This window comes from Devosia chinhatensis, assembly GCF_000969445.1.
GTDB lineage: Bacteria > Pseudomonadota > Alphaproteobacteria > Rhizobiales > Devosiaceae > Devosia > Devosia chinhatensis.
The window spans coordinates 1398554-1410664 of record NZ_JZEY01000054.1; the positions used below are offsets into that span (position 1 = coordinate 1398554).

General features: G+C 60.1%; 9 protein-coding genes. All 9 read right to left on the reverse strand.

Annotation, left to right across the window (positions count from 1 at the left end; genetic code table 11):
- Position 1 precedes the first annotated feature (1 nt).
- On the reverse strand, positions 2 to 754 hold the full coding sequence (locus VE26_RS06705; RefSeq protein ID WP_046104270.1) for an isoprenyl transferase: 753 nt from the start codon (positions 752 to 754) through the stop codon (positions 2 to 4).
- A 33-nt stretch (positions 755 to 787) separates the two neighbouring features.
- Positions 788 to 1345, reverse strand: a complete 558-nt coding sequence (gene frr, locus VE26_RS06710) for a ribosome recycling factor (RefSeq protein WP_046104271.1) — start codon at positions 1343 to 1345, stop codon at positions 788 to 790.
- Positions 1346 to 1438: 93 nt separating this feature from the next.
- Entirely contained in the window at positions 1439 to 2167 is a 729-nt protein-coding gene (gene pyrH / locus VE26_RS06715; protein WP_046104272.1) for a UMP kinase, read from the reverse strand.
- Between the two features lie 189 nt (positions 2168 to 2356).
- On the reverse strand, positions 2357 to 3283 hold the full coding sequence (tsf, locus tag VE26_RS06720; protein ID WP_046104273.1) for a translation elongation factor Ts: 927 nt from the start codon (positions 3281 to 3283) through the stop codon (positions 2357 to 2359).
- Between the two features lie 129 nt (positions 3284 to 3412).
- On the reverse strand, positions 3413 to 4186 hold the full coding sequence (rpsB, locus tag VE26_RS06725; RefSeq protein WP_046104274.1) for a 30S ribosomal protein S2: 774 nt from the start codon (positions 4184 to 4186) through the stop codon (positions 3413 to 3415).
- A 328-nt stretch (positions 4187 to 4514) separates the two neighbouring features.
- Positions 4515 to 7970, reverse strand: coding sequence for a DNA polymerase III subunit alpha (gene dnaE / locus VE26_RS06730; protein ID WP_046104275.1), 3456 nt, complete (start codon positions 7968 to 7970; stop codon positions 4515 to 4517).
- 554 nt (positions 7971 to 8524) lie between these two features.
- The gene (locus tag VE26_RS06735) at positions 8525 to 9211 is read right to left on the reverse strand and encodes an ABC transporter ATP-binding protein (RefSeq protein WP_046104276.1); all 687 of its coding nucleotides are present in this window, start codon (positions 9209 to 9211) and stop codon (positions 8525 to 8527) included.
- A complete protein-coding gene (locus VE26_RS06740) occupies positions 9204 to 10511 on the reverse strand; it encodes an ABC transporter permease (RefSeq protein WP_046104277.1) in 1308 nt (435 codons plus the stop codon). The genes VE26_RS06735 and VE26_RS06740 overlap by 8 nt, the downstream gene beginning before the upstream one ends.
- 59 nt (positions 10512 to 10570) lie before the next feature.
- Positions 10571 to 11920 carry a proline--tRNA ligase gene (gene proS / locus VE26_RS06745; protein WP_046104278.1) on the reverse strand — a complete coding sequence of 450 codons (1350 nt, stop codon included), beginning with the start codon at positions 11918 to 11920 and terminating at the stop codon, positions 10571 to 10573.
- Positions 11921 to 12111: the final 191 nt, after the last annotated feature.

Here is a 12111-nt window from a genome sequence, read left to right on the forward strand (position 1 = left end):
GTTACGCTCCTATTCCACCGAAACGCCGGTCGCGCAGCGTATAAGCCTCGAGAACACGAACGAAACTGGCCTCGTTGAAATCCGGCCAGTTCTCCTCGACAAAGACGAGCTCTGCATAGGCTGCCTGCCAAAGCAGGAAATTGGAAAGCCGCTGCTCGCCGCTGGTGCGGATGATGAGATCGGGGTCAGGCACGCCGGCGGTGAACAGGGATGAGGCCAGGCGATCCTCGTCGACCTGATCAGGGTGGAGACGACCCGCGGCGACTTCACGGGCCAGATGCCGGGCAGCGGCGACAATTTCGGCCTTGGATCCGTAATTGAAAGCCACAACCAGCGTGAGGCCCGAATTGTGCGCGGTCTTGGCTTCCACGTCGTCGATCAGCCGAACCAGGGACGGTTCCAGCCCTTCCCGCGTGCCGATAATGCGCACCTTGACGTTGTTGCGGATCAGCCGCTGAAGGTCAGACGCGACGAACCGGCGCAGCAGATTGAAGATGAACGAGACTTCCTCGGCCGGGCGCGCCCAGTTCTCGGAGGAAAAACTGAAGACGGTCAGGTAGGACACGCCATAGGAGATGCAATGCTCGACAAGCCCACGAAGCGACTTGACGCCCTCGACATGCCCTTCCGTCCGGCGCTTGCCACGCAGCTTCGCCCAGCGCCCATTGCCGTCCATGATAACGCCCAGATGGACCGGAATACGTAACCCCGGCCCTGTCTGCGATGTCAAATGCGCGGCGGGTTCCCCTGCCATCGACGCCCTCCCGGCGCGAGACCAGCGGGTCAATCAGACCTGCATGATCTCCTGTTCCTTGGTCGCCACGATGGTGTCGATCTCGGAGACGGCGTCATCGGTAGCCTTCTGCACGAGCTCGGACTGCTTCTTTGCGTCATCCTGGCTCATGTCGCCGTCCTTCTCCGCCTTTTTCAAGGCGTCCATGCCGTCACGACGAATATGGCGCACGGCGACACGTGCCTGTTCGGCATAGGTATGGGCAACCTTGGCCAGTTCCTTGCGGCGCTGCTCGTTGAGCTCCGGCAGCGGAACCCGGATCACCTGGCCTTCGCCCATCGGGTTGAGCCCCAGCCCACTGTCGCGGATGGCCTTCTCCACGGCATTCGCCATGCCGCGGTCCCAGACCTGCACGGAAAGCATGCGCGGCTCGGGCACGGTCACGGTGGCCACCTGGTTGAGCGGCATGCGTGATCCATAGGCATCGACAGTCACTGGCTCGAGCAGGCTGGCGCTCGCGCGCCCGGTGCGCAGACCACCCAGCTCGTCCTTGAGCGAGGCGATCGATTTCTGCATGCGCGTCTTGAGGTCCTTCAGATCGTAGCTGGCCATTGCCATAGTCCTTCCAGTCGCTGGAGGCGCCGGGTGTGCCCCCGGTCGTCAGCTTAACATGTCGCGTCCGGCAATGCGCCGGCGAGACCCAATTTACTTGTCGTCGACGGGCTTGCCCACGCGCGTTGAGCGGCCTCTCCCTTCCAACACGCCGGCAAGGCCGGCCGCATCGTCCAAAGCATACACGATTATCGGCATGGAATTGTCACGGGCAAGTGCGAATGCCGCGGTATCCATGACCTTGAGGTTCTGGCCGATCACCTCGTCATAGCTGATCTGCGAGTAGCGTGTCGCACTGGGGTCCTTCATCGGATCCGCGGAATAGACGCCATCGACCTTGGTCCCCTTGAGCACCACATCGCATTCCAGCTCGATGGCACGCAAAGTGGCCGCCGTATCGGTGGTAAAAAAGGGATTGCCTGTGCCCCCGCCCAGAACGACCACAAAACCCTCTTCGAGGGCCAGCTTGGCGTCGCGCGCGGTGAACGTGTCTGCCACCGATGGCATTGTCGCGGCGCTGAACGGCTTGGACTTGATGCCCTGGCGCGAAATCGCGTTGCTCAGGGCTAGCGCATTGATCATGGTGCCAAGCATGCCCATGAGATCTGCAGTGACCCGATCGGTGCCATCGGCAGCGCCTGCCATGCCGCGAAAGATATTGCCGCCGCCGACGACAATGGCGACCTGTGTGCCGCCTCTCGCCACATCGGCAATCTGTGCCGCAACGCCCTGCAGGAACGGAGGCTCGATACCGAAGGAATTGTCTCCCGCCAACGCTTCGCCCGAAACTTTGAGCAATATGCGCTTACAGGCAGAAGACATGGACGGACCTCGAACTGGAGTGATGGCCGCCGATTCCCGGGGACCGGGCAGACCCTATGGCAAAACGTCCTTCAAAAGAAGGCGAACTTGCGCATGCATTGAATGAGATATTGATAACTCGATCCGGATACGGGCGCACCGGAGAGATCCGGGCCCGCCACAAAGGCGCGCCCGGAAATGCTGTCAGTCTTACTTCACGCCGGCCGTTGCAGCCACTTCGGCGGCGAAGTCCGACTCGACCTTCTCGATGCCTTCGCCGAGCGCGTAACGAACGAACTTGGTCAGCTTGATCGGAGCGCCGGCATCCTTCTCGGCGTTCTTGATGGCGTCTGCAACCTTGGTCTCGCCATCGATGACGAAGACCTGGCTGAGCAGCGTGACTTCCTCGAAGTACTTGCGCATACGGCCATCGACCATCTTCTCGGCGATATCGGCCGGCTTGCCGCTTTCCTTGACCTGCTCGAGAATGATGGCGCGCTCACGCGCGACAACGTCCTGATCCAGCTCTTCGGGTGCAATTGCCTGCGGCTGAGCGGCAGCAATGTGCATGGCCAGCTGCTTACCCAGCGCGGAGAGGGCAGCCTTGTCACCGGTGGACTCGAGAGCCACCAGGATACCAATCTTGCCAAGACCCGGCTTAACGGCATTGTGGATGTAGCTCTCGACCACACCGTCGGTCACTTCGACGGTCTGGGTGCGACGCAGGTTCATGTTCTCGCCGATCTTGGCGATGGCTTCGGTGAGTTCCGCAGAAACGGAATGGCCGCTGCCGGGAAACGGCATTTCGCCGAGCTTGACGGCATCGCCATCGGCGTCGAGCGCCAGCTTGGCAATGTTGCCGACGATGTTCTGGAACTGCTCGTTGCGGGCAACGAAGTCGGTCTCGGAATTGACTTCGACCACAGCGGCCTTGGTACCGGCAGTTGCGACACCGACCAGACCCTCGGCGGCGACGCGATCGGCCTTCTTGGCAGCCTTTGCCAGGCCACGGGTGCGCAGCCAGTCGACCGCTGCTTCCATGTCGCCATTGGTTTCGGCAAGGGCCTTCTTGCAGTCCATCATCCCGACGCCGGTCGAGTCGCGGAGCTGCTTGACCATTGCAGCAGTGATTTCCATGGGTTCACCTCTTGGCGGCCCCTCCTCGGAGGGGAAATTGTTCGAAAAATCAGCCCGAATGCCGGGCCCTAAATGCTTTTGGGAAAGGCGGAGCCCGCCTTTCCCACGCAAATCACGTCGAAACGACGATTAGTTGACGGCAGCTTCGCCTTCAGCCGGCAGATCTTCGGCCGGAGCTTCGGACGACGAACCGATATCGGCGCCGAGAGCGCTCGACGAGCGGCCGATGCCGTCGATGGCAGCGCGCGAGATCAGCGACACATAGAGCTCGAGAGCACGGCTGGCGTCGTCGTTGCCCGGGATGGCGTAGTCGACGGTGTCAGGATCGCAATTGGTATCGACGATTGCCACCACCGGAATACCCAGGCGACGGGCTTCCTTGATTGCGTTGGCTTCCTTGTTGGTGTCGATCACGAACAGCAGGTTCGGCAGGTTGCCCATGTCCTTGATGCCGCCCAGGTCGCGCTCGAGACGCTCCTGCTCGCGCGACATCATCAGGCGTTCCTTCTTCGTGCGCAGAGCCAGATCGGCTTCGCTCATCGATTCCAGCTCGCGCAGGCGGGCGATGGAATTGGAAATGGTCTGCCAGTTGGTCAGCGTGCCGCCGAGCCAACGCGAGTTCACATAGTACTGTGCAGACTGCTTGGCGGCGTCAGCCACCAGCGGTGCGGCCTGGCGCTTGGTGCCGACGAACAGCACGCGGCCGCCATCGGCGACGGTGTCGCTGACCAGCTGCAGCGCACGGCTGAGAGCCGGCACGGTCTGGGACAGGTCAAGAATATGGATATCGTTGCGAACGCCGAAAATATAGCGTTCCATCTTCGGGTTCCAGCGATGCTTCTGATGACCGAAGTGAACGCCAGCTTCCAGAAGCTGACGCATGGAGAATTCTGGCAGTGCCATGATGGGCTGCTCCTTTACCGGTTGATGCCTCCACGAAACCTTGCGACGGAAACCCGCCACCGGATGGATTTCGCTGATGCGAAAGCCCGTTTCGTGTGTGTGATCACGTCCAGCACCACGCCGAACGCGTGCGCCATATAGGCCATCATTGCCGGGTGCGCAAGCGAATTGCCCCGTGGCCGCTACCTGCTGACCTCTTCACGAACACTTCAAGCAACCGATACGGTGGCCGCCGGTTTTCAATTCATGGACCCGCGCCGCGACGCGGGGCCAAGGGTGAAAGCCCCAAAGCGGGAGAGGAAGGGCTCAGGCTCGCCTCTCCTGCGCTTTACGCGAAGCGCACATCCGTAACCCCGTCCAGCGCCTTGATCCCTCCGGCGACCTCGGCCGTGACGGCATATTTGCCGGGAAGCTCGATTTCATATTCACGCGCCCCCCCGTCGCGGATGACGACAAAATTGACCTTCCCGTTGCCGCCGCGTTTCAATTGTGCAGTCGTCGGCCCCAGCGCCTTGGCGTCGGCCATGAAGATCGTCAATTGCCGGTCCACGCGTTCCGCCATTCCCTCTATGGGTTCTGCAGAGATCAAGCGCAGGCTGATGCCCTCCGCCCGCTCGTCGGCTCCAACTTGCAGAATGACCGAATTGCCCGGCTGCAGAATCGAGCCGAATTCATTGATCTGCTCGGAAAAGGCGATGCATTCGAACGTCCCGCTTTGATCGGACAGGGTCAGGATCATCATGGGCGTGCCCTTGCGGGTGCGCCGGTCGTTTCGAGAAGAAATGGTTCCGGCCAATCGCCCTGCCCCGGCGCCGTCCTTCACCGCCCTCTCGAAATCGCTCCACCGCTGCACTCGCAGCTTTTCGAACATGTCGGCATAGGCATCGAGCGGATGTGCCGACAGATGGAAGCCGATTGCTGACAATTCCCGATCGGCGCGCTCGGTAGAGTTCCAGACCGCCACGCCCGTCGGCAGGCGGAACGGCTCTTCTTCGACGCTATCGAACATGGACACCTGTCCGCTGGACCGATCTGCCGTTAGCGATTGCGCCGTGGCGATCACCGATTCCACGGCCGCAAACGCCACTTCCCGACGCGGCGCCAGCGCGTCAAAAGCGCCTGCATTGACGAGGGTCTCGAGCGTACGCTTATTCAGCACGCGCGGATCCACCCGCCGCGCGAAGTCACCCAGATCCTTGAATGGCACATCGCCGCGCACCTCGACGATATGCTCCGCCATCGCTCGACCGACACCCTTGACCGCCGAAAGACCATAATGAATGCGGTCTTCCTTGACGGAAAAAACGACTTCCGAGCGGTTGACGCAGGGCGGCACGACCTCGATTTTTTTCTTGCCGGCCTCGCGCCGGAAGTCGGACAGCTTGTCCGTCTGCGCCATGTCGAGCGTCATGGACGCCGCATAGAACTCGTGCGGGAAATGCTCCTTGAGATAAGCGGTCTGGTAGGAAACCCAGGCATAGGCGGCCGCGTGGCTCTTGTTGAAGCCGTAATTGGCGAACTTGGCCAGAAGATCGAAGATTTCGTCGGCCAGCGCCTCGCTCACGCCGTTGGGGCCTGATCCTTCTCGGAAGCGGATGCGCTGGTTGTCCATCTCCGCCTTGATCTTCTTACCCATGGCGCGTCGCAGCATGTCGGCCTCGCCGAGCGAATAGCCCGACAGGAGTTGGGCAATCTGCATCACCTGCTCCTGATAGACGATGATGCCATAGGTTTCGTCGAGCACGGTCGACAAGGCAGGGTGAGGATAGCTCACGTCCTCGGTGCCGTGCTTGCGATTGATGAAGCTCGGGATGTTGTCCATCGGGCCCGGCCGATAGAGAGCATTCATGGCGATAAGGTCTTCGATACGGTCGGGCTTGAGCTCCATCAAGGCCCGGCGCATGCCCGCAGATTCAAACTGGAAGATGCCGTAGGTGTCGCCACGCGCGTAGAGCTTGTAGGTGGCCGCATCGTCGATCGGGATCGCGTCGATATCGAGTGCAATGCCCCTGTTCTTCACCATGTCCACGGCATAGCGGATCGTGGTCAGCGTCTTGAGGCCGAGGAAATCGAATTTGACGAGGCCGGCCGGCTCGACCCATTTGAGATTGTACTGCGTCACCGGCATATCGGAGCGCGGATCGCGATAGAGCGGCAGCAATTCCTGAAGGGGCCGATCCCCGATCACGATGCCCGCGGCGTGGGTCGAGGCATGGCGGAACAGTCCCTCGAGCGCCTGGGCGATCTCGACCAGTTGAGCGACGGTCTCGTCCTCGTCCACCATCTGCTTGAACTGCGGCACTTCCTTGAGCGTCCGCTCAACCGACCAGGGATCGGCCGGGTTGGCGGGCACGAGCTTACAGATGCGATCCACCTGGCCATACGGCATCTGCAGGACACGTCCCACGTCGCGGAGGACGGCGCGGGCCTGCAACGTTCCGAAGGTGATGATCTGCGCGACCTGGCTGGACCCATACTTGTCCTGAACATAGTCGATGACCTCTTCGCGCCGGTCCTGGCAGAAGTCGATGTCGAAGTCGGGCATCGATACGCGTTCGGGATTGAGAAATCGCTCGAACAGCAGATTGTACCGAAGAGGGTCGAGGTCAGTGATCGTCGTTGCATAGGCCACAAGCGAGCCGGCACCAGAGCCGCGACCTGGACCTACGGGAATATCATGCGCCTTTGCCCACTGGATGAAGTCGGCAACGATAAGGAAGTAACCGGGGAACTTCATCTTCTCGATGATGTTAAGCTCGAAGTCGAGCCGTTCACGGTATTCGGCTTCCGTCTTGCCCGGCGCAATACCGGTTACTTGAAGCCGCTTGTCGAGTCCTTCTGTGGCGATCCGGCGCAATTCTGCGCCTTCCGCTGCCACGACCTCGTCTTCCGTTGCGTGCGATCCGGCCGCGAATTTGGGCAGGATCGGCCCACGCGTCCGTGGTCGGTAGGCGATGCGCTGGGCAATCTCGATAGTGGAATCGAGGGCTTCGGGCAGGTCCGAGAAAAGCGCCACCATTTCGGCGCGAGACTTGAAATAGTACTGGTCGCCCAACTTGCGGCGTTCTGTCTGGGCGAGCACGGAACCGCCAGCGATGGCGAGGAGTGCATCATGCGCCTCGAACTGGGCAGCGCTCTTGAAGAATGGCTCGTTGGTCGCGACCAGCGGAATGCCTTTGCGATAAGCATAATCCACGAGCCGCGGTTCTACGGCTGCTTCCATTGGCCGGCCATGCCGCTGCAGTTCGATATAGAAGCGGTCTCCGAAGATCTCGGCAAGCCTGTCGAGCCGTCGCAGGGCATTGGCATCCTGCCCTTGGGCAAAGGGCATGTCGATAGCGCCCTCCGGTCCGCCGGACAAACAAATGATGCCGCTCAGGCTGTCACGGCTCATCCAGTCGAGATTGACACGGGCCAGTCCGTCCTCGCTTTCGAGATAAGCGCGGGACACAAGTTGCGACAGGTTTGAGAAACCGTGCTCGGACTGCGCCATCAGCACGATGCTGGACTTGCCCGTCCACGCCATATGCCCGCGTTCACTCAGGCGCTCTTCGTGTGCGGCAAAATCAACAGGGATTTCAACGCCGATCAGCGGCTGAATGCCCTTCTTGGTCGCCTTCTCGGAAAACTCAAGCGCCCCGAACAGATTGTTTGTATCGGCAATGCCCAAGGCAGGCTGCTCATCCTCGGCGGCCATCTTCAATATGGCTTCGAGTTGAAGAGCTCCCTCTAGAAGGGAAAATGCAGAATGGACGTGAAGGTGAATAAAGCCGGGGCCGTGCATGAGCATCTCCTGCTCCGACTCTGTGGTACCCACTCCCTCAGGTCAAACCACAGAGCGTTCAATCCACAACCGATCACATCAGCTTGGTCAGGATGTCCATCCAGGTCAGCGAACCGAAGGTGAAGACACCCAAGGTCACGAAAGCGGCGAAGTCCTTGGCAAAATCGAGCATCTCTGTCTCCTTTGTTTCTGTATTGTTCTTATATGTTCCTTGTTTGTTCCTGTCCACCTGGGAACATTGGTGAAACCGGGGACGGAGGTTAATTGGTTAGGAAAGCGTTAGGAAAAGTCTCTGCCGCATTAGGACTCGCACCGCACAACATTGCGGGCAATGACTGGTGCGGCCTCACCCTATCAAGGGTGTTGTGACCGCCGCCACGCCTTGGGCAAAGACGCTTCTCTTGCTTGTGGTTCAAAACTTTCAGCGCGCAGCCGGAATTTTTCGCAAGACCTTGCAGCCTTACGTATGCCCTTTGCATCGGGAAGCTTCCCGAATGGTCATCGGGGCGTGCGTGTTCAATGCCGCGATCAATGAGCGTGCGGAACGACTTTGGTCAGAGCGTGTGCGGTACCACAAGACCACCCTTGATCGTCACGATGCGATCGGCACGCCTGGCAAGGTCATAATTGTGGGTAGCGATCAGAGCTGCAGCGCCTTCATTGCGGATAAGAGCCTTCAGAGCCTCGAAGACGCGGTCGCTGGTCTCGGGATCGAGATTGCCGGTCGGCTCGTCGGCGAGGATGACCCGCGGATGATTGGCCGCGGCGCGGGCAATGGCGATACGTTGCTGCTCGCCGCCGGATAACTCGGCCGGCCTGTGGGCAGCCCTGGAGGCAACGCCCAGGAGGTCAAGCAATTCCAACGCCCGAAGTTCGGCCTGCTTGCCGTCCTTGCCCGCGATCAGTTGCGGCATCACAACGTTTTCGAGTGCGGTAAATTCCGGCAGCAGGTGATGGAACTGATAGACATAGCCGACAGTCGAGCGCCGCAATTGGGTCCGCCCCCGATCGTTGAGCTTACTGGTCGGCTGGCCGACAATCTCGATCTCGCCCGATTGGGGCGATTCCAGCAAACCACAAAGATGCAAGAGCGTGGACTTGCCGGCGCCGGACGGCGCCACAAGCGCGACCATCTCGCCACTTTCTACCGTCAGGTCGGCAGCCTCGAGAACGCGAACCATCCGTTCGCCTTCGCCGTAATGACGATGTACGCCTGCCAGGCGGAGATGGGGCTTATTCATAGCGCAGGGCCTCTACCGGATCATATTGGGCAGCGCGCCACGCCGGATAAAGCGTTGCCAGGAAACTCAGACCCAGAGCCATTGACACTACAACGGTCACTTCCACCGCATCAACACGGCTAGGGAGTGACGAGAGAAAGAACACCTCGGGCGGAAACAGCGTGACGCCGAGGAAATTCGAGATCGAAGCGCGGATGGCTTCCGCATTAGAGGCGATGATGAGCCCCAGCACGAAGCCTACTAAGGTGCCGATGACCCCAATCGCCGTTCCGGTGATCGAGAAAATCCGCATGATCGAGCCGCGTGTCGCGCCCATGGTACGCAAGACGGCGATATCGGCGCTCTTGTCTTTCACGAGCATGATGAGGCTGGAAATGATGTTGAACGCGGCGACAAGGATGATCATGGACAGGATGGTGAACATCACGACCCGCTCGACCTGAAGGGCCGAGAAGAAAGTCTGGTTGCGTTCCTGCCAGGAGGTCAGGATCAGAGGACGTACGCCCGATGCGGCTTGCAGGCGCTCGCGCATCACCCCGACTGCATCGGGATCGGTAATAAAAATTTCCGCCGCCGATGCCCGCGGAATGCGCTGATAGGCGGCGTCGATTTCCGCGTCTGTCGCAAGCGGATCGAGCGGCCCCATACCGGGCTTGAGAACCTCGTCCACGAGCTTGAAATAATCCTGCGCCGGCTCGAGCGGCATGTACATGAAGTACGAGTCGAACTCGACCATGCCCAAGTTGAAGATGGCATTGACGGGATACGAACGGATCTGCGGCGTCGATCCAAAGGGCGTCATCGTGCCTTCGGGATTGATGATTTGAACTTGATCGCCGATCCCCACACCCAGGGTCTGGGCTAGCCGATAACCGATCGCAACACCACGGCTCTGGTCCCACTGGTCGAACCCGCCCTGCTCTGCACCATTATACAGCAAGGTCAGCTTACGCAGGTTCTCTTCATCCATCCCACGCACAGTCACGCCGGACGAACTGCCCTGCCCTGAGGCCAGCACCTGGCCCTCGACGAAATAGACCGCAAAACGGACACCATCCACCTCCTCGAGCGCCGCGACCGTTTCCTTGTAATCGGTGAACTGGCTTTCGATCGGATAGGCAGTGAAGTGCCCATTGAGACCAAGAATTTTGTCCAGCAATTCGCCACGAAAGCCATTCATTACCGACATCACGACGATCAGCGTTGCTACGCCGATTGCCACACCAACCATGGTCAGGCTGGCAATGACGGAAATGAAGGCCTCTTTGCGCCGGGCGCGTAGATAGCGTCCGGCGATCATCCACTCGAACCGGGCGAAAGGTCGTGTCCGGCTCGCCGGGGCGTCTTGCGTGCTAAGGGTCAAATGTCGGTCATCCGCTGAGGTTCTATCAGGCTCCTGAGGCGCTCGACGGCCCCCGAAAGCGGCAACGTTTCGCGCTCTCCGGTTTTGCGATGCTTGATCTCGACTTCGCCCGATTTAAGGCCACGCGGCCCCACGATCAGTTGATAAGGAATGCCGACAAGATCGGCCGTCGCAAACTTGCTGCCGGCGGGCTGGTCTCGATCGTCGTACAGCATGTCGAGACCGGCGCCGGACAGCTGCTCGTAAAGCGCGTCACAAGCAGCGTCGGTGTCGGCATCACCCGCTTTGAGATTGATCAGCACCGCTTCGAATGGGGCAACCGGAACGGGCCAGACAATGCCGTTCTCATCATGGCTAGCCTCGATGATCGCGGGAACTACGCGCGTCGGCCCGATGCCGTAGGAGCCCATATGGACGGGCGTATCCTTGCCGTCGGCACCGGTGACATTGGCCTTCATCGGCTCGGAATACTTCGTTCCGAAGTAGAAGATGTGGCCAACTTCGATGCCGCGCGCCTTGAGCTGGTTGTCGGCCGGCACGGCCTCGCGGAAGGCCTCTTCGGTCGTCATCTCGTCGGTAGCGGCAAAGAGCGAAGTCCAATCCCTAAAAATCGGCTCAAGGTCGCCGAAGAAATCGGTGTCGGCGCCGGGAACGGGTTTGTCGAGCAGGTCCTTGTCCAGGAAAACCTCGCTCTCGCCTGTATCCGCCAGCACGTGGAATTCGTAGGACAGGTTGCCACCGATCGGGCCGGTATCAGCACGCATTGGTACGCCGACCAGGCCCATGCGCTTGAAAGTGCGAAGATAGGCCACGAACATGCGCTGGAAGGCCTTCACGGCCGCGGCTTCATCGAGATCGAAGGAATAGGCATCCTTCATCAGGAACTCGCGGCTGCGCATGGTGCCGAAGCGCGGGCGCACCTCGTCGCGGAACTTCCATTGGATATGATAGAGGTTGAGCGGCAGGTCCTTATAGGACTTCACATAGGTCCGAAAGATATCGGTAATCATCTCCTCATTGGTCGGACCATAGAGGAATTCGCGCTCGTGCCGATCCTCGATGCGCAGCATCTCTTTGCCATAGGCCTCATACCGGCCAGACTCGCGCCAAAGGTCTGCAGACTGGATCGTCGGCATCAGCAGCTGCACCGCGCCGGCGCGGTTCTGCTCCTGCTCGATGATCTTCTGCACCTTCATCAGCACCTTGTAGCCGATGGGCAGCCACGAATAGAGGCCCGAAGCCTGCTGGCGGATCATGCCAGCGCGCAGCATAAGCCGATGCGAAACGATCTCGGCTTCCTTGGGCACATCGCGCAGCACCGGCAGGAAATATCTCGAAAGACGCATGGGAACTCCACAAAACAGGTGCTTCGACTCGTGACGACAGTTGATGCCCACTCAAATCCTAACCGTCCATTCGATGCAAGCATGCAAGCTATGCAGAATCTACTTGGCAGACCCAAAAAGTGTTGTTAGGGTCCGGGCCAATAAAACAAAGGCGGCCCAAACCGCCGGACGTCGACAACGTCAAGGGAGGA

What these genes read in the sequence shown, in the direction of transcription:
- pyrH (WP_046104272.1), bottom strand. Translation starts at nt 2,167, where the DNA reads ATGTCTTCTGCCTGTAAGCGCATATTGCTCAAAGTTTCGGGCGAAGCG.
- VE26_RS06735 (WP_046104276.1), bottom strand. Translation starts at nt 9,211, where the DNA reads ATGAATAAGCCCCATCTCCGCCTGGCAGGCGTACATCGTCATTACGGC.
- VE26_RS06705 (WP_046104270.1), bottom strand. Translation starts at nt 754, where the DNA reads ATGGCAGGGGAACCCGCCGCGCATTTGACATCGCAGACAGGGCCGGGG.
- frr (WP_046104271.1), bottom strand. Translation starts at nt 1,345, where the DNA reads ATGGCCAGCTACGATCTGAAGGACCTCAAGACGCGCATGCAGAAATCG.
- proS (WP_046104278.1), bottom strand. Translation starts at nt 11,920, where the DNA reads ATGCGTCTTTCGAGATATTTCCTGCCGGTGCTGCGCGATGTGCCCAAG.
- VE26_RS06740 (WP_046104277.1), bottom strand. Translation starts at nt 10,511, where the DNA reads ATGATCGCCGGACGCTATCTACGCGCCCGGCGCAAAGAGGCCTTCATT.
- tsf (WP_046104273.1), bottom strand. Translation starts at nt 3,283, where the DNA reads ATGGAAATCACTGCTGCAATGGTCAAGCAGCTCCGCGACTCGACCGGC.
- rpsB (WP_046104274.1), bottom strand. Translation starts at nt 4,186, where the DNA reads ATGGCACTGCCAGAATTCTCCATGCGTCAGCTTCTGGAAGCTGGCGTT.
- dnaE (WP_046104275.1), bottom strand. Translation starts at nt 7,970, where the DNA reads ATGCACGGCCCCGGCTTTATTCACCTTCACGTCCATTCTGCATTTTCC.